The sequence below is a fragment of the Pseudomonas sp. 1 genome, from assembly GCF_056626735.1.
Window position 1 is genome coordinate 34780 of record NZ_JBWXMQ010000004.1, and the last position, 16345, is coordinate 51124.

17 protein-coding genes are annotated in these 16345 nt (G+C 64.2%); all 17 read left to right on the forward strand.

The features are described 5' to 3' along the window. The first annotated feature begins 5 nt into the window (after window positions 1–5). The 17 genes from AC1MDC_RS07500 to AC1MDC_RS07580 are packed head-to-tail and all read left to right on the forward strand — an operon-like array spanning window position 6 to window position 16339. Complete coding sequence (locus tag AC1MDC_RS07500) at window positions 6–260, forward strand: acyl carrier protein (RefSeq protein ID WP_007947135.1); 255 nt, start codon at window positions 6–8, stop codon at window positions 258–260. After that, complete coding sequence (locus AC1MDC_RS07505; RefSeq protein ID WP_007952346.1) at window positions 257–802, forward strand: COG4648 family protein; 546 nt, start codon at window positions 257–259, stop codon at window positions 800–802. The genes AC1MDC_RS07500 and AC1MDC_RS07505 overlap by 4 nt, the downstream gene beginning before the upstream one ends. Beyond that, window positions 799–2478, forward strand: coding sequence for an ApeI family dehydratase (locus AC1MDC_RS07510; protein ID WP_480392776.1), 1680 nt, complete (start codon window positions 799–801; stop codon window positions 2476–2478). The genes AC1MDC_RS07505 and AC1MDC_RS07510 overlap by 4 nt, the downstream gene beginning before the upstream one ends. Further along, window positions 2471–3205: a glycosyltransferase family 2 protein gene (locus AC1MDC_RS07515; RefSeq protein WP_011332103.1), complete on the forward strand. Its 735-nt coding sequence runs from the start codon at window positions 2471–2473 to the stop codon at window positions 3203–3205. Before AC1MDC_RS07510 ends, AC1MDC_RS07515 begins: the two co-directional genes overlap by 8 nt. Beyond that, window positions 3202–4149 (forward strand): LpxL/LpxP family acyltransferase, encoded by a 948-nt coding sequence (locus AC1MDC_RS07520; protein WP_480392777.1) that lies wholly within the window; start codon window positions 3202–3204, stop codon window positions 4147–4149. Before AC1MDC_RS07515 ends, AC1MDC_RS07520 begins: the two co-directional genes overlap by 4 nt. Beyond that, entirely contained in the window at window positions 4130–5674 is a 1545-nt protein-coding gene (locus tag AC1MDC_RS07525; protein ID WP_227234198.1) for an HAL/PAL/TAL family ammonia-lyase, read from the forward strand. The genes AC1MDC_RS07520 and AC1MDC_RS07525 overlap by 20 nt, the downstream gene beginning before the upstream one ends. Continuing rightward, the gene (locus AC1MDC_RS07530; RefSeq protein ID WP_085685400.1) at window positions 5667–6092 is read left to right on the forward strand and encodes an acyl-CoA thioesterase; all 426 of its coding nucleotides are present in this window, start codon (window positions 5667–5669) and stop codon (window positions 6090–6092) included. Before AC1MDC_RS07525 ends, AC1MDC_RS07530 begins: the two co-directional genes overlap by 8 nt. Continuing rightward, window positions 6089–6691, forward strand: a complete 603-nt coding sequence (locus tag AC1MDC_RS07535; protein ID WP_480392778.1) for an outer membrane lipoprotein carrier protein LolA — start codon at window positions 6089–6091, stop codon at window positions 6689–6691. Before AC1MDC_RS07530 ends, AC1MDC_RS07535 begins: the two co-directional genes overlap by 4 nt. Beyond that, window positions 6675–9014, forward strand: coding sequence for an MMPL family transporter (locus tag AC1MDC_RS07540; RefSeq protein ID WP_480392779.1), 2340 nt, complete (start codon window positions 6675–6677; stop codon window positions 9012–9014). The genes AC1MDC_RS07535 and AC1MDC_RS07540 overlap by 17 nt, the downstream gene beginning before the upstream one ends. Continuing rightward, on the forward strand, window positions 9011–10171 hold the full coding sequence (locus tag AC1MDC_RS07545) for a cation:proton antiporter (protein ID WP_480392780.1): 1161 nt from the start codon (window positions 9011–9013) through the stop codon (window positions 10169–10171). The genes AC1MDC_RS07540 and AC1MDC_RS07545 overlap by 4 nt, the downstream gene beginning before the upstream one ends. After that, window positions 10158–11405: an NAD(P)/FAD-dependent oxidoreductase gene (locus tag AC1MDC_RS07550; protein ID WP_227234196.1), complete on the forward strand. Its 1248-nt coding sequence runs from the start codon at window positions 10158–10160 to the stop codon at window positions 11403–11405. The genes AC1MDC_RS07545 and AC1MDC_RS07550 overlap by 14 nt, the downstream gene beginning before the upstream one ends. After that, window positions 11402–12127 (forward strand): class I SAM-dependent methyltransferase, encoded by a 726-nt coding sequence (locus AC1MDC_RS07555; RefSeq protein ID WP_085701097.1) that lies wholly within the window; start codon window positions 11402–11404, stop codon window positions 12125–12127. The genes AC1MDC_RS07550 and AC1MDC_RS07555 overlap by 4 nt, the downstream gene beginning before the upstream one ends. Further along, entirely contained in the window at window positions 12127–12723 is a 597-nt protein-coding gene (locus AC1MDC_RS07560; protein ID WP_176247775.1) for a hypothetical protein, read from the forward strand. Before AC1MDC_RS07555 ends, AC1MDC_RS07560 begins: the two co-directional genes overlap by 1 nt. After that, window positions 12720–13916 (forward strand): beta-ketoacyl-[acyl-carrier-protein] synthase family protein, encoded by a 1197-nt coding sequence (locus tag AC1MDC_RS07565; RefSeq protein ID WP_085704969.1) that lies wholly within the window; start codon window positions 12720–12722, stop codon window positions 13914–13916. The genes AC1MDC_RS07560 and AC1MDC_RS07565 overlap by 4 nt, the downstream gene beginning before the upstream one ends. After that, window positions 13913–14392 (forward strand): hotdog family protein, encoded by a 480-nt coding sequence (locus tag AC1MDC_RS07570; RefSeq protein WP_085704967.1) that lies wholly within the window; start codon window positions 13913–13915, stop codon window positions 14390–14392. The genes AC1MDC_RS07565 and AC1MDC_RS07570 overlap by 4 nt, the downstream gene beginning before the upstream one ends. Beyond that, window positions 14385–15113: a 3-ketoacyl-ACP reductase FabG2 gene (locus tag AC1MDC_RS07575; protein WP_480392781.1), complete on the forward strand. Its 729-nt coding sequence runs from the start codon at window positions 14385–14387 to the stop codon at window positions 15111–15113. Before AC1MDC_RS07570 ends, AC1MDC_RS07575 begins: the two co-directional genes overlap by 8 nt. Next, window positions 15113–16339 carry a beta-ketoacyl-ACP synthase gene (locus AC1MDC_RS07580; protein ID WP_480392782.1) on the forward strand — a complete coding sequence of 409 codons (1227 nt, stop codon included), beginning with the start codon at window positions 15113–15115 and terminating at the stop codon, window positions 16337–16339. Before AC1MDC_RS07575 ends, AC1MDC_RS07580 begins: the two co-directional genes overlap by 1 nt. Window positions 16340–16345: the final 6 nt, after the last annotated feature.

The following is a 16345-nucleotide window of genomic DNA, read 5'->3' on the forward strand; positions in this document are numbered from 1 at the left end:
GGACCATGCAAACTCGTGACGACATTTTCAACACCCTGCGCGATGCCCTGGTCGAGCTGTTCGAACTGGACCCGGCTCGCGTGAGCCTGGAATCCAACCTGTATCAGGATCTGGAAATCGACAGCATCGACGCCGTCGACCTGATCGATCACATCAAACGCCAGACCGGCAAGAAAATCGCCGCCGAGGAATTCAAGTCGGTGCGTACCGTCAGCGACGTGGTCGAGGCGGTCTACCGTCTGGTTCAACCGGCCGCATGAGCCGACTGATCGGCCTCGGCCTGCTGCTGGCGGGCCTGCTGTATCCCTTTGCGGTGTATTTCGGCATGGAGCATTTCGCGCCATGGCAGTTCGGCCTGCTGCTGGGCGGCCTGTGGCTGGCCCGGGCGCTGACCGGCGAACGCAAGCCCGGCAGTCTGTGGATGGCCTGCGTGGCGATCGTGTTCTGCCTGCTGCTGGCGGTGTTCGACAGCCCTTTGCTGTTGCGCTGGTACCCGGTGCTTATCAGCGGCTTCATGCTGGTGCTGTTCAGCCTGAGCCTGAAATACGGGCCGCCGATGGTTGAGCGTCTGGCGCGCCTGCGTGAGCCGCAACTGCCGCCCAAGGCGATTCGTTACACCCGCCAGGTCACCGTGGCCTGGAGCGTGTTTTTCTTTTGCAACGGTTTGTGCGCCGCCCTGCTGACACTCTGGGCGCCGCTGAACTGGTGGATGTTGTACACCGGCCTGATCTCCTACGGATTGATCGGCCTGATGTTTGCCATTGAATGGCTGATACGACAAAGGGTAAGAGGTCGCCCATGAACTGGATAAAACTTGAGCAGCTGTTGCTCAAGGATCTGCCGCAGCGCGCAATCACCGTCGCGCCGGCACTCGATCACGCACACCTGCGCGAGCAAGCCCTGAGTCTGGCCGCCGGTCTGCAGGCCCGCGGCGTGAAGCGTCTGGCAGTGCATCTGGAAGATGCCGCCGAGCTTGCCATCGCCCTGCTCGGTGCCTGGCGCGCCGGCGTCAGCGTGTTGCTGCCTTCGGATCTGCAAGCGCAGACCCGCCAGCGCTGGTCGAACGAAGTCGATCTGTGGCTCACCGATCAGGCCGATGACGCTCGCCTGAGCGATCTGCTGCAACCTCCTCTGCCCGCTGCCGAACTGGATCTCGACCAGTGCCGTCTGAGCCTGTGCACCTCCGGCTCCAGCGGCGAGCCCAAGCGCATCGACAAATCCCTGCGGCAACTGGCCAACGAAGTCGAAGCCCTTGAGCAACTGTGGGGCGCCGATCTGGGTGAGGCCTGCATCCTCGGCAGCGTCGCCACCCAACACATCTACGGCTTGCTGTTCCGCGTGCTGTGGCCGTTGTGCGCCGGGCGTCCGTTCCTGCGCAAGCAACTGGCCTTCCCGGAAGACCTGCAACGCGCCAGCCGCGAGCACCCGGCCTTTGCCTGGGTCGCCAGCCCGGCGCTCCTCAAGCGCATGGGCGACAACCTCGACTGGCCAGCGCTGAGCGTCGTGCGCCGGGTGTTTTCATCCGGTGGCGCACTGCCGGCAGACGCCGCGCAAAGCCTGCATCAACGTCTGGGACAATGGCCGACAGAAATCCTCGGCAGCTCGGAAACCGGCGGCATCGCCTGGCGTCAGGGCGAATCGTTGTGGCAGCCGTTTGCCGGCGTCGAGTTGAGTCAGGACAGTGACGGCGCCTTGCTGATCGCTTCGCCGTATCTGCCCGCCGGGCATGTCGAACACACCGCCGATGCGGCCCGCATTCAGGCCGATGGCCGCTTTGAATTGCTCGGACGGCTCGACCGGATCGTCAAACTCGAAGAAAAACGTATTTCCCTGCCAATGCTTGAACAGGCGCTGGTGGCTCACGACTGGGTCGCCGAAGCACGTCTGGGCGTGGTGCAGGAAAACCGTGCGTCCCTCGGCGCGCTGCTGGTGCTCAGCGAATCCGGCCTGTTTGCCCTGCGCGAACACGGTCGGCGCAGCCTGACCGAAACCCTGCGCCGTTATCTCGGCGACCATTGCGAAGCCCTGGCCCTGCCCCGCCGCTGGCGCCTGCTGCGACAACTGCCGCTGAACACTCAGGGCAAGTTGCCTCAGGCCGACGTCGAAGCCTTGCTGCTGGCGCCACGGCCAAAGGCGCCGGAGATTCTGGAACAGGCCGAAACCGAGGGCGAATGGAACCTGCAATTAAGCGTTCCGCCGGATCTTTCCTACTTCAGCGGCCACTTCCCCAAGGCCCCGGTGCTGCCCGGCGTGGTGCAGGTCGAATGGGCGCTGAACCTGGGTCGGCAACTGCTGAACCTGCCCGGCGCGTTCGCCGGCATGGAAGTGCTGAAATTCCAGCAACTGGTGCGCCCCGGCGATGAAATCCAGCTGCACCTGCGTTTCGACCCGGAGCGCGGCAAGTTGTATTTCGCCTACCGCAACGACACCGCCACCTGTTCCAGCGGGCGGATTCTGCTGGGGACTGGCGATGCATAACCCTTGCGCAGTGATCCCGGTCTACAACCACGAAACCGCCATCGGCACGGTGGTCGACGCCCTGCTCGCCGAAGATCTGCCATGCATTCTGGTGGACGATGCCAGCAGCAAATCCTGCGCCGCGGTGCTGGACGCGCTGGCCGAGCGCGAGCGGGTTTATCTGGTGCGCCTCACCGCCAACCAGGGCAAGGGCGGCGCGGTCATGACCGGCCTGCGTGAAGCCGCGCGTCTGGGCTTCAGCCATGCCTTGCAGGTCGACGCCGATGGTCAGCACGACTTGCAGGATGTCGCGCGTTTCATCGAAGAGTCCCGCGCCCACCCCGAGTCGCTGGTCTGCGGCTATCCGCTGTATGACGCCAGCGTGCCCAAGGGCCGTTTGTATGCGCGTTACCTGACCCATGTGATGGTGTGGATCAACACCTTGTCGCTGCAGATTCGCGATTCGATGTGCGGCTTCCGGGTTTATCCGCTGGAACCGACGCTGGGCGTGATCGATTCGGCGCGGATCGGCAAGCGCATGGATTTCGACTCGGACATTCTGGTGCGCCTGGCGTGGCGCAATCAGCCGATGCGCTGGTTGCAGACCAGCGTGCATTACCCGCTGGACGGCGTGTCGCACTTTCGCCTGTTCCATGACAACGTGCTGATCTCGAGCATGCACACGCGCCTGTTCTTCGGCATGTTGCTGCGCCTGCCCGTGATCCTCTGGCGACGGTGGCGCCCATGACCGTCGAGACCGACAAGAAGCATTGGGCCGACCGCGAAGAGCGCGGCAGTTTCCTGCTGATGAAACTCACCGCGTTCGCCGCCAAAGTCCTTGGCCGACGCCTGCTGAGCCCGTTGCTGTACGGCATCGTTCTGTACTTTTTCCTGTTCGGCCGCACGGCGCGGCGCAGTGCCTGGCAGTATCAACAGCGCCTCGCTGACTGGAGCGGTCGCCGCGAACTGCGTCCGACCCGTTGGAGGGTGTTCCGCCAGTTCATGGCATTCGCCGATTCGCTGCTCGACAAGCTCGACGTGTGGAACGGCAAGCTGAAGATCGAGCAGATCGAAATCATCGACCCGGCGCTGCTGCGCAATCAGTTGCGCGGCAGTCGCGGGCAAATGCTGGTGGGCGCGCATCTGGGCAACCTCGAAGTGTGCCGGGCGCTGGCGGAGCTGGGCGAAAAGGTCACGATGAACGTGCTGGTGCACACCAAGCACGCCGAGCAATTCAATCGCCTGCTGGGCGAAGCCGGAGCGACCAATTTGCGGCTGATCCAGGTCAGCGAGCTGGACCCGGTGATCATGCTGCAACTGCACGAACGCCTGGAACGTGGCGAATGGCTGGCGATTGCCGGCGACCGCGTGCCGCTGCATGCCGGGCGCAGTGTGACCGTGGACTTTCTCGGCCATCCCGCGCCATTCCCGCAAGGGCCGTGGCTGCTGGCCGGCCTGCTGAAATGCCCGGTCAACCTGCTGATGTGCCTGAAACAGCCCGACGGCCACTATCGCCTGACCCTGGAGCCGTTCGCCGATGCCGTGGTGTGGTCACGTCGCGAGCGCGAACAGGTCATTCATCAGTGGGCCACCCGCTACGCCGAACGCCTGAGTCACTATTGCCTCGAAGCACCGTGCCAATGGTTCAACTTTTACCCATTCTGGAAAACCGATGACAACGCCAACTCCTGAGCCGGTCACTTTCGGCGAACGCCCTTTGCGCATCGAAGACGTGCTGGCCCTGGCCAACCGTCAGGCGCCCGTGCAGTTGCAGAGCGACGCGCCTTATCGCGAACGCATCGCCAAGGGCGCGCGGTTCCTCGATTCGCTGCTGGACAAGGAAGGCGTGATCTACGGCGTGACCACCGGTTACGGCGATTCCTGCGTGGTCGCGGTGCCGCTGCATCACGTCGAGGCGCTGCCGCGTCATCTCTACACGTTCCACGGTTGCGGGCTGGGCAAACTGCTCGACGCCCCGGCCACGCGCGCGGTACTGGCGGCGCGTTTGCAGTCGCTGTGCCACGGCGTGTCCGGGGTGCGCATCGAGTTGCTGGAACGCCTGCATGCGTTTCTCGAACACGACATTCTGCCGCTGATCCCCGAAGAAGGTTCGGTGGGCGCCAGCGGCGATCTGACGCCGCTGTCCTACGTTGCCGCGACCCTGTCCGGCGAGCGTGAAGTGATGTTTCGTGGCGAGCGCCGCCAGGCTGCCGACGTACACCGTGAACTGGGCTGGACGCCGCTGGTGCTGCGTCCGAAAGAAGCGCTGGCACTGATGAACGGCACCGCCGTGATGACCGGACTGGCCTGCCTCGCCTACGCTCGCGCCGATTACCTGCTGCAACTGGCCACCCGCATCACCGCGCTGAACGTGGTGGCGCTGCAAGGCAATCCGGAACACTTCGACGAGCGCCTGTTCGCCGCCAAGCCGCATCCGGGCCAGATGCAGGTAGCCGCGTGGCTGCGCAAGGATCTGGCGATCGACGCGCCGACCGCGCCGCTGCACCGCTTGCAGGATCGCTACTCGCTGCGCTGCGCACCGCACGTACTGGGCGTGCTGGCCGACAGCCTGAACTGGCTGCGTTCGTTCATCGAGACCGAACTCAACAGCGCCAACGACAACCCGATCATCGACGCCGAAGCCGAGCGCGTGCTGCACGGCGGGCACTTCTACGGCGGGCATATCGCGTTCGCCATGGACAGCCTGAAAAACCTCGTGGCCAACGTCGCCGACCTGCTCGACCGACAACTCGCGCTGCTGGTGGACGAGCGTTACAACCACGGTTTGCCGAGCAATCTGTCCGGCGCCAGCGCCGACCGCGCGATGCTCAACCACGGCTTCAAGGCTGTGCAGATCGGCGCCAGCGCCTGGACTGCCGAAGCGTTGAAAAACACCATGCCGGCCAGCGTGTTCTCGCGCTCCACCGAATGCCACAACCAGGACAAGGTGAGCATGGGCACCATCGCCGCCCGCGACGCCATTCGTGTGCTGGAGCTGACCGAACAGGTCGCCGCCGCCACGCTGCTCGCCGCCAATCAAGGCGTGTGGCTGCGCGGTCGCGATGCAGACGCGCGTCCGCTGCCTCCGTCCCTTGCCGCGATGCACGAAGCGCTGGCCCAGGACTTCCCGCCAGTCATCGAAGACCGCGCCCTGGAAGGCGAACTGCGCCTGTGTCTGCAACGCATCGCCGAGCAACACTGGAGGCTGCATGCGTAGTGCCGGAGTGCTTCACGCCGATACAGAAATTCTCGTGCCGTTCTTTGACGTCGACACCATGCACGTCGTCTGGCACGGCCATTACGTGAAATACCTGGAAGTGGCGCGGTGCGCATTGCTCGACAAGATCGGCCACAACTACAACCAGATGGTCGACTCGGGCTACGCCTGGCCGGTGATCGACCTGCAATTGCGCTACGTGCGCGGCGCGGTGTTCGGTCAACGGCTGAACGTGCGCGCCAGCCTGGTGGAATGGGAAAACCGCCTGAAGATTCACTACCTGATCACCGACGCCGAGACCGGCGAACGCCTGACTCGCGCCAGCTCGGTGCAGGTTGCCGTCGAAGTCAGCAGCCGCGAGATGCAATTGGCGTCGCCCAAAGTCTTCACCGATGCCGTGGAAAGGATGCTGCGATGAATGTGTTGGTGAAATCCCTCGGAGCCCTGGCGCTGCTGACGCTGTCGTCGCTGGCCAACGCCTTCGACCTGCAACAGTTGAGCGAGCAACTGGCGAAACCGGACGTGATCCACGGCCAGTTCACCCAGGAAAAGCACCTGCGCGCCCTGCCACAGCCGCTGATCAGCAAGGGCAGTTTCGTCCTCGCGAAAAACCATGGCCTGCTGTGGCTGTTGAAAACGCCGCTGCAGCAGGACTACCGCATCAGTGCCAAGGGCATCGCCCGACGTGATGCCAGCGGCTGGCAACTGCTGCCGAACAAGAGCGCCGGCGCCGAGCAGAACCGTTTGTTCCTCGCCGTGCTGCAAGGCGACAGCAGCGGCCTGCAACGGGATTTCGAACTGGCCCTGAGCGGCGACGCGCAGCAATGGCAACTGACCCTGAGCCCGCGTTCGGTGCTGCTCAAGCAGGTCTTCAATCAGATCAACATCAGCGGCGGCGCGTTGGTAAACACCATCGAACTGCTGGAAACCCAGGGCGACAGCACCGTGCTGCGCATGCAGGACAGCACCGCCGGCCAACCTCTGAGCGACGCGGAGCAACATGACTTTGCCGAGTGAACGCAGGCTGCCCTGGCTGTTCCTGATCCTGCTGCTGGCCGTCGTCGCACTGGGCGCCTGGCAATGGCGCGACGGCGCGCCGCTGTCGGCGAACCTGATGGAACTGGTGCCCGGCACCCACCCGGACGCCCTCGAAGTGCGCGCCGAACAACGCATGCAGGAGCCGCTCAACCGCGACATGCTGGTGCTGGTCGGTCACGCCGATCGTCAGCAAGCCGTCGCGATGGCCCAGACCCTGGGCGAGCAATGGCAGGCCAGCGGCCTGTTCGAAAAGGTCCAGTGGAACCTGCAAGCCGACCTGCCGGCCCTGCGCACGCAACTGCTGCAAGGGCGGCTGGCGATGCTCTCGGCGGATGACCGGCAACTTTTGACCGAACATCCCGACGCCTTCATCCAGCAACGGGTGCAGGCGCTGTTCGACCCGTTCACCGGATTCAGTCTGGTGCCGAGCCAGGACGACTGGCTGGGCCTGACCGGGCGCATCCAGAACAGTCAGCCGCAACATGGCGCGGTGCAACTGGACATCGGCAGCGGTGCGTTGATCGCCGACGCCGACGGCAAGAGCTGGGTGCTGCTGCGCGCACGCACCACCGGCAGCGCCTTCGACATGAATCAGCCGCTGCAAGTCGCCGCTCTGCTGCAACACAGCCGTGAGCTGGCAGCGAGCGCCAACGTGCAATTGCTGGCCGCCAGCGGCCTGCTTTACGCCGCCAACGGTCAGCAACAGGCGACCCGGGAAATGACCTGGGTCGGCGGTGGCGCCACCGTCGGCATCCTGTTGCTGTTGCTGCTCGCCTTCCGCCGCTGGCGGGTGCTGCTGGCGTTCATTCCGGTGCTGGTCGGCATGCTGTTCGGGGCTGTGGCCTGTGTTGCGCTGTTCGGGCACATGCATGTGATGACCCTGGTGCTTGGTTCCAGCCTGATCGGTGTGGCGGTGGATTACCCGCTGCACTATCTGTCCAAGAGCTGGAGCCTCAAGCCGTGGCGCAGTTGGCCGGCGCTGCGCCTGACCCTGTCCGGGCTGACGTTGAGCCTGATCACCAGCGCCATCGGTTATCTGGCGCTGGCCTGGACGCCTTTCCCGGCACTGACCCAGATCGCGGTGTTCTCCGCCGCCGGTTTGCTCGGCGCCTACCTGTCGGCGGTGTGCCTGTTGCCGGCGCTGCTGAAAAACGTCGAACTGCGCCCGGCGCAATGGCCGCTGCGGCTTGCCGAGCGTCTGGTGCGACTGCGGGAAAATCTGCTCGAACACGTCAGGACTCCGGTGTTGCTGGCCCTGCTGATCGCCTTCTGCGTCGGTGGTCTGCTGCAACTGGAGAGCAAGAACGACATTCGCCAGTGGGTCGGTGCCCCGCAACGCCTGACCGATGAGGCGCAGACCATTGCGCGGATTACCGGTTATCAGCCGACCAGCCAGTTCTTCCTGGTGCGCGCCGCCGACCAGCAGCAATTGCTGGAGCGGCAAGCGGCTTTGAGCGAGCGGCTGGATCAATTGGTCAACCTCGACAAGTTGCAAGGTTATCTGGCGCTCAATCAACTGGTCAGCCCGCCGGCTCAGCAACAACTAGTTCGTGAAGCACTGAGCAAGTTGCCGCCGTTCTGGCAGCCGTTGCTGGAGGTCGGGGTGCCGCTGGCGGCGCTGCAGAACGAACTGCAACAGTTGCAGGCCCTGCCCGCCGAAGACATCGATGCCGCGCTGGCCGGCCCGCTCGGCGAGCCCTACCGCACGTTGTGGCTGGGGCCGACCGAGGACGGCGTGGCGGCAATGGTCAGCCTGCAAGGCCTGAACAATCCGTCGCTGCTGCGGGTGCAGGCGCTGGACCTGCCGGGTGTGATGCTGGTGGACCGGCTCGGTGATCTGAACAAGGTATTCGCCCAGACCCAGATCAGCGCCGCTGAACTGAAACTCGCCTCCTGCGTGTTGATCGTGCTGGTGCTGATGCTGCCGTTCGGTCTCGGTGGCGCCCTGCGGATCGTCGCCCTGCCGCTGCTTGCTGCGCTGTGCAGCCTCGCCAGCCTGGGCTGGCTCGGCCAGCCGCTGACCCTGTTCAGCCTGTTCGGCCTGCTGCTGGTGACGGCGATCAGCGTCGACTACGCAATCCTCATGCGCGAGCAGGTCGGCGGCGCGGCCGTCAGCCTGCTCGGCACCTTGCTTGCGGCCGCCACCACCTGGCTGTCGTTCGGCCTGCTGGCGGTGTCGAGTACGCCAGCGGTGAGCAACTTCGGTCTGTCGGTGAGCCTCGGTCTGGCCTTCAGCTTCATGCTCGCGCCGTGGGCCGGGCGTCAGGCCCATGCGGTTGCCGTCACGGAGCGTTCAGCGTGATGGTGGGGATTTTCTGGCTGATGGCCCTGGCGCTGTTCTTCGTCGCCACCCGGGTCGGCCGGCATTTCGGGCTGATCCCGATCGTCAGTCAATTGCTGCTGGCCAGCTTCGGCCTGCCGCTGCTGATGTACTTCTGGATTGAACCGGGCTGGCAACTCAACGGCGCCGAACTGATTGCGCCGGGCTGGCTGAAAAACCTCTACAGCCTGAGCTTCGCCCTGTTGCTGGGACACATCCTCAGCGACGTGATCGACCTGCGCCTGGACCGTCAGAGCGTGAAGATCGCCCTGCCGAGTTTCGCCGTGCCGTTCACCTGCGGCCTGGCGACGGCGTACTGGCTGTTGCCGACGCAGCCGTGGATCAACTCGCTGGCCATCGGCCTGGTGTTCGCCATCACCGCGATCCCGGTGCTTTACCTGTACCTGCGCCATATCGACTATCCGCCTGCCGCCACCCGGCGCCTGGTGCAGACCGCGATCCTGATCGACCTGACCTGCTGGACTCTGTTCGGCCTCGCTCAGGGCAGCCTGCACCTGAGCAGTCTGTTGTTGCCGCTGGGGCTGGCCTGCGTGCCAGTGCTGCTGCGGGTGTGCGGCATACGCCGGCCATTGACCTACAGCCTCGGTTTCTTTGCGCTGCTGGTGCTGGCCGAACACTACAAACTCAACGCGCTGATTTTCGGCATCGGCTATCTGTTGTGCATGGCCGCGCTCAAGGTGCCGCTGGTGTTGCCGCTGCCGGCGCACTGGATGAACCGCTTGCAGACGTGGGTCGCGATTCCGCTGATCCTCACTTTCGGCATCGTGCAGATCGATGTGCACAGCGCCCTCGCCAGCCTTGGCGCTGTGCAATGGGCAGCGCTCCTGCTGCTGCCGGTCGTTAGCAAAATCGTGGGCAACTGGCTCGGCCTCGGCTGGGCCGGCGCGTCGTTCGCGGGCGCCAGCCGCTGGCGCGAAAGCGTGCTGTTGAACATTCGCGGCTTGAGCGAAATCGTCTTTCTCAACCTGCTGTTGCAACAACAACTCATCAGCCCGGCGCTGTACTTTGCGCTGATGCTGATGGGTCTGATCGCGACGCTGTTGCCGGCTTTCATCGGCCTGCACCGGGCGTCACTGAATCCTATTGCCGTACCCAGGAGCTCGCGTGCCAATCGTTGAAATGGAATCCCGTCAGGTCGTGATCATCGGCGCCGGCCCCTCCGGCGCCATCGCCGCCGCATTGCTCAAGCGCAAGGGACACGACGTACTGGTGATCGAGCGCCAGCACTTCCCGAGGTTTTCCATCGGTGAAAGCCTGCTCTGCCATTGCCTGGATTTCGTCGAAGAAGCCGGCATGCTCGAGGCGGTGAATGCCGCCGGATTCCAGCGCAAGAACGGCGCGGCATTCGCCTGGGGCGAGCGTTACAGCGCCTTCGATTTTGGTGACACCTTCACCGCCGGCAAACCGACGACCCTGCAGGTGCAACGCGCCGACTTCGACAAGTTGCTGGCCGATCAGGCGGCGTTGCAGGGTGCGGAAATCCGCTACGGCGACGCGATTGTCAGCGTCGATTTCGAACGCCCGCGCCCGCAGCTGAATGTGCGTCGCGAGGACGGCAGCGAATACCGCGTCGAAGCCGACTTTGTCCTCGATGCCAGCGGCTACGGCCGCGTGCTGTCACGCCTGCTCGACCTGGAAGCGCCGTCGAATTTCCCGGTTCGCCAAGCCGTGTTCACCCACGTTGAAGACCACATCGATCATCCCGGCTTCGACCGCGAGAAGATTCTCATCACCACCCACCCGCAGCACCGCGATATCTGGTTCTGGTCGATCCCGTTCAGCAACGGGCGCTGCTCGGTGGGCGTGGTGGCTGCCGCCGAACATTTCGCAGGTCGCGATACCGACCTCGACGCCTGCCTGCGCGGATTCATCGCCGAAACCCCGAGCCTGGCCAAAGTGCTGAACAACGCCGTGTGGGATACACCGGCACGCACCCTCGGCGGCTATGCAGCCAACGTCAAAACCCTGCACGGCCCGGGCTTCGCGCTGCTGGGCAACGCGGCGGAATTTCTCGACCCGGTGTTCTCCTCCGGCGTGACCATTGCCATGCGTTCGGCAAGCACGGCCGCCGCTGTGCTGCACCGGCAGTTGCAGGGCGAAGCGGTGGACTGGCAACGGGAGTTCGCCGAGCCGCTGAAACGCGGGGTCGACACCTTCCGCTGTTACGTCGAAGGCTGGTACGCCGGCACTTTCCAGGACGTGATTTTCCACGAGCAAGGCTCGCCGGAAATCCGCCGCATGATCTGCTCGATCCTCGCCGGTTACGCCTGGGACGAACGCAACCCGTTCGTCAGTGAAGCGCGCCGTCGGTTGAAGACGATCTCCGAACTCTGTGCAAGGGACGACACATGAATTACTTGAGCGACAACTACGTCGAGGAAACCCGTTTCGGCTTCTGGTTCCTGCGCAGCCACACCTGGCAACACCATGTGCTGCGCGTGGCGATCAACGATCTGCGCGGGCTGTTCAGCGAATCGTTGCCAGCCAACCCGGTGCTGCTGGATGCCGGTTGCGGCCAGGGCAAGTCGTTCGGCCACCTGCGCCAGACCTTCGCGCCACAGCGCCTGATCGGCGTCGATGCCGATCCGCACAGCCTTGAACTGAGCGCTGCCGAGGCTGCGCGTCAGGGCTTCGACGTCGAGCTGATCGGCAGCGACTGCGCGACGCTCAATGTGCCGGACGCCAGCGTCGATCTGCTGTTCTGTCACCAGACCTTCCATCATCTGGTCGAGCAGGAAAAAGCCCTCGCCGAGTTCTATCGAGTGCTCAAGCCGGGCGGTTATCTGCTGTTCGCCGAGTCCACCGAGGCTTACATTGATACGTGGGTGATTCGCTGGCTGTTCCGCCATCCGATGCACGTACAAAAGAGTGCGGCGCAGTACCTGGAGATGATTCGCCGGCAGGGTTTCGAGTTCGGCGAACAGAACGTTTCGTACCCGTATCTGTGGTGGAGCCGGTCGAAGGATTTCGGTCTGCTCGAACGTTTTGGCCTGCGCCAGCCCAAGCCCTTTGGCCAACGGGAAGAAACCCTGGTCAACGTGGTGGCCCGCAAACCGCTGCAAGGTGATAACTGATGCCACACATCGCATGTGGGAGCGAGCTTGCTCGCGAAAACGGTATTTCAGACACCAGAAAGGTTGAATGTGAGATCGCATTCGCGAGCAAGCTCGCTCCCACAGTGTCCGATGTATGCCGTTTTTTTGTGCTCGTCGTTGTACTGTTCTTGAGTGCCTGCGCCAGTCGGGCGCCGCTGCCGGTTGGCAACCCGAACCTGGCGCTGCCGATGCAATTGCATATCGAGCGGCATCTGGCCGGGCAACAGCAAGACTGGTTGCTGGTGATCCAGCGCGAAGGCCCCGGCATCCGCTGGTCGATGATGGATCCACTGGGCATTCCCCAGGCGCGTCAGCAGTTGATCGACGGGCACTGGCAGGCTGACGGCCTGCTGCCGCCCAACCCGGAAGCCCGGGAACTGTTCGCCGCGCTGCTGTTCGCCCTGACCCCATCGGGCGAACTGTCACGCAACTACCCCGACGCGCAGCAACAGGGCGGCCAACGTTCCCTGCCGGCGCGCTGGGACATCCGTTACACCCAACCCTTGAGCTTCGAATTGAATCTGCCCCAAGGCCCGCACTATCGCGTAACGCCACTCGGTGAACCGACGTCATGACCGCCTACCTCAATGCCCTCGGCGTGATCTGCGCCCTGGGGCGCGACAAGCAAGCCGTGGCGCGCAACCTGTTTGCCGGCGATTGCTCGGGCATGCGCCGCGAGTCCGGCTGGGTGCCGGAGCGCGAACTGCCGGTGGCCGCCGTGCACGGCGATCTGGCGCCGATTCCAGATGCCTTGGCCGACCAGCGCAGCCGCAACAACCAACTGTTGCTGGAAGCCGCGTTGCAGATTCGCGATGACATCGAGCAGGCGATCCAGACTTACGGTCGTGATCGCATCGGCGTGGTGCTTGGCACCAGCACTTCGGGTATCGACGAGGCCAGTCGCGGCTTGGCGCACTACATTCGCGACCACCAGTTCCCGGCCGATTACGACTACCGGCAACAGGAACTCGGCGCCCCGGCGAATTTCCTCGCCGACTGGCTGCAACTGAGCGGCCCGACCTATGTGATTTCAACTGCCTGCACCTCCAGCGCACGCGCACTGATGAGCGCCCGGCGCCTGCTTGATCTGGGCCTGTGCGACGCAGTGCTGTGCGGCGGTGTCGACAGCCTGTGCAAGCTGACCCTCAATGGTTTCAGTGCGCTGGAAGCCGTGTCGGACGAGCGCTGCAATCCGTTTTCCGCCAACCGAAACGGCATCAACATCGGCGAAGCAGCGGTGCTGTTCGTGATGAGCAAAGAACGCGGCGCAGGGCCGGGCATCGCCCTGCTCGGCGCTGGCGCCAGCTCCGACGCGCACCACATTTCCGCGCCGGAGCCGACCGGCCGTGGCGCACGGCAATCGATGCAGAAAGCCCTCGATCAAGCCCAACTGCAAGCCGGCGATATCAGCTACCTGAACCTGCACGGCACCGCGACCCAACACAACGACGCCATGGAAAGCCTGGCCGTCGCCGCGCTGTTTGTCGACGGCGTGCCGTGTTCCTCGACCAAACCGATGACCGGCCACACTCTCGGCGCCGCCGGCGCACTGGAAGCGGCGTTCTGCTGGTTGAGCCTGAGTGCCGACAATCCCGACCATGCCTTGCCGCCGCACATCTGGGACGGCCAGGCCGACCCGGCACTGCCAGCGTTGAAGTGGGTGACCGCAAGCGAACGCCTGGCGTCCACTGCACCCCGCTACCTGATGAGCAATTCGTTTGCCTTCGGTGGCAATAACGTCAGCCTGATTATCGGAGACGCCCCATGACCCACTGGCCGCTCGCCGAACTGCTGCCCCACGCTGGCGACATGATCCTGATCGACCGGATCCTGAGCTTTGACGACGAACAGATCCACACCACCCTCACCGTCCGGCCCGGCGGCCTGTTCAGCCTGCCCGACGGCAGCCTGCCGGCCTGGGTCGGCGTCGAGCTGATGGCGCAAAGCGTCGCCGCGTTCGCCGGCTGCCATGCACGACAGAAAGGCAATCCGGTGGAGCTGGGTTTTCTGCTCGGCACACGCAAGTTCGAATGCAATGTCGCGGCCTTTCCGGTCGGCAGCGAACTGACCATCCATGGCCTGCGCTCGCTGGAAGACGACAACGGCATGGGGGTATTCGAATGCCATATCAACGCGCCCGGCATCGAGGCCAGCGCCCGGCTGAACGTGTTCCGCCCGCCGCAGGCGGCGGACTATCTGGAACAAACCCGCAACGAAACCAATAAGGAGTCGAACGATGACTGAATCAATACTGGTCACCGGCTCCAGCCGTGGCATCGGTCGCGCCATCGCCCTGCGTCTGGCCAGCGCCGGCCACGATATCGTCCTGCATTGCCGCAGCGGCGTGAGCGAAGCACAGGCGGTGGAAGCCGAAGTCGAAGCGCTCGGCCGCAACGCGCGCATCCTGCAATTCGACGTGGCTGACCGCGAAAGCTGCAAAACCATCCTCGAAGCCGATGTTGAAGCCCACGGCGCCTATTACGGCGTGGTGCTCAACGCCGGCCTGACCCGCGACGGCGCCTTTCCGGCCCTGAGCGACGACGACTGGGACGTGGTGCTGCGCACCAACCTCGACGGCTTCTACAACGTCCTGCACCCGGTGATGATGCCGATGATCCGCCGCCGCGCCGCTGGTCGCATCGTTTGCATCACCTCGGTTTCGGGACTGATCGGCAATCGCGGCCAGGTCAATTACAGCGCCTCGAAAGCCGGTGTGATCGGCGCCGCGAAAGCCTTGGCGATCGAACTGGCCAAGCGCAAGATCACGGTCAACTGCGTTGCGCCGGGCCTGATCGATACGGCGATGCTCGATGAAAACGTGCCGGTGGAAGAACTGATGAAAATGATCCCCGCACAACGCATGGGCACGCCTGAAGAGGTGGCCGGTGCGGTGAATTTCCTGATGTCGGCGGAAGCGTCGTACATCACCCGCCAGGTGCTGGCGGTCAACGGAGGCTTGTGCTGATGAAGCGCGTTGTCGTCACCGGCATGGCCGGCATTACCTCGCTGGGCAGCGACTGGGACACCATCGCCGGCAATTTCGCCGCCAACCGCAGCGGCATCCGCCGGATGGACGAGTGGGATCGTTTCAGCGAGCTCAACACGCGCCTGGCCGGGCCCATCGATGATTTCCAGGTCCCGGCGCACTGGACCCGCAAGCAACTGCGCAGCATGGGCCGGGTTTCACGCCTGGCCGTCTGCGCCGCGGAAAAAGCGCTGGCCGATGCCGGCCTGCTTGGCGACGAGTCGATCAAGGACGGGCGCATGGGCGTGGCCTGTGGTTCGTCCACCGGCAGCACCGACGAAATCAAGGCGTTCGGCAACATGCTGCTCAACTCGGTGGCCGAAGGCCTTAATGCCAACTCCTATGTGCGGATGATGCCGCACACCACGGCGGCGAACATCAGCATCTTCTTCGGCCTCACCGGCCGTTTGATCCCGACCTCCAGCGCCTGCACCAGTGGCAGCCAGGGTATCGGCTACGCCTACGAGGCGATCAAGTTCGGACGTCTGCCGCTGATGCTCGCCGGTGGCGCCGAAGAGCTGTGCCCGACCGAAGCCATGGTGTTCGACGCGCTGTACGCCACCAGCCTGAAAAACGATGCACCGCACACCTCGCCACGTCCGTACGACAAGGGCCGCGACGGTCTGGTGATCGGTGAAGGCGGCGGCATGCTGGTGCTTGAAGAGCTGGAGCACGCCCTTGCCCGCGGAGCACACATTCACGCCGAAATCGTCGGCTTCGGCAGCAACGCCGACGGCCAGCACACCACCCGCCCCGAACAAGTCACCATGCGCCGGGCGATGGAACTGGCGCTGGAAGACGCAGGCCTTGCGCCGGACGTCATCGGCTACGTCAACGGCCACGGCACCGCCACTGAACAGGGCGATGTCGCTGAGACCCTGGCCACCAGTGCCCTGTTCGGCGAACACATGCCGATCAGTTCGCAAAAGAGCTTTCTGGGCCATACCCTCGGCGCCTGCGGGGCGCTGGAATCGTGGTTCAGCATCGAGATGCTCAACCGTGACCTGTACGTGCACACGCTCAACCTCGATGAGGTCGATCCGCACTGCGGCAAGCTTGATTACCTGCGCGGCGAATTCCGCCAGATGCGCACCGAATATGTGATGAACAACAATTTCGCTTTTGGTGGCGTCAACACTTCGTTGATTTTCCGCCGCTGGCACTGACCGCAA

What these genes read in the sequence shown, in the direction of transcription:
- AC1MDC_RS07500 (WP_007947135.1), top strand. Translation starts at nt 6, where the DNA reads ATGCAAACTCGTGACGACATTTTCAACACCCTGCGCGATGCCCTGGTC.
- AC1MDC_RS07505 (WP_007952346.1), top strand. Translation starts at nt 257, where the DNA reads ATGAGCCGACTGATCGGCCTCGGCCTGCTGCTGGCGGGCCTGCTGTAT.
- AC1MDC_RS07510 (WP_480392776.1), top strand. Translation starts at nt 799, where the DNA reads ATGAACTGGATAAAACTTGAGCAGCTGTTGCTCAAGGATCTGCCGCAG.
- AC1MDC_RS07515 (WP_011332103.1), top strand. Translation starts at nt 2,471, where the DNA reads ATGCATAACCCTTGCGCAGTGATCCCGGTCTACAACCACGAAACCGCC.
- AC1MDC_RS07520 (WP_480392777.1), top strand. Translation starts at nt 3,202, where the DNA reads ATGACCGTCGAGACCGACAAGAAGCATTGGGCCGACCGCGAAGAGCGC.
- AC1MDC_RS07525 (WP_227234198.1), top strand. Translation starts at nt 4,130, where the DNA reads ATGACAACGCCAACTCCTGAGCCGGTCACTTTCGGCGAACGCCCTTTG.
- AC1MDC_RS07530 (WP_085685400.1), top strand. Translation starts at nt 5,667, where the DNA reads ATGCGTAGTGCCGGAGTGCTTCACGCCGATACAGAAATTCTCGTGCCG.
- AC1MDC_RS07535 (WP_480392778.1), top strand. Translation starts at nt 6,089, where the DNA reads ATGAATGTGTTGGTGAAATCCCTCGGAGCCCTGGCGCTGCTGACGCTG.
- AC1MDC_RS07540 (WP_480392779.1), top strand. Translation starts at nt 6,675, where the DNA reads ATGACTTTGCCGAGTGAACGCAGGCTGCCCTGGCTGTTCCTGATCCTG.
- AC1MDC_RS07555 (WP_085701097.1), top strand. Translation starts at nt 11,402, where the DNA reads ATGAATTACTTGAGCGACAACTACGTCGAGGAAACCCGTTTCGGCTTC.
- AC1MDC_RS07560 (WP_176247775.1), top strand. Translation starts at nt 12,127, where the DNA reads ATGCCACACATCGCATGTGGGAGCGAGCTTGCTCGCGAAAACGGTATT.
- AC1MDC_RS07565 (WP_085704969.1), top strand. Translation starts at nt 12,720, where the DNA reads ATGACCGCCTACCTCAATGCCCTCGGCGTGATCTGCGCCCTGGGGCGC.
- AC1MDC_RS07570 (WP_085704967.1), top strand. Translation starts at nt 13,913, where the DNA reads ATGACCCACTGGCCGCTCGCCGAACTGCTGCCCCACGCTGGCGACATG.
- AC1MDC_RS07575 (WP_480392781.1), top strand. Translation starts at nt 14,385, where the DNA reads ATGACTGAATCAATACTGGTCACCGGCTCCAGCCGTGGCATCGGTCGC.
- AC1MDC_RS07580 (WP_480392782.1), top strand. Translation starts at nt 15,113, where the DNA reads ATGAAGCGCGTTGTCGTCACCGGCATGGCCGGCATTACCTCGCTGGGC.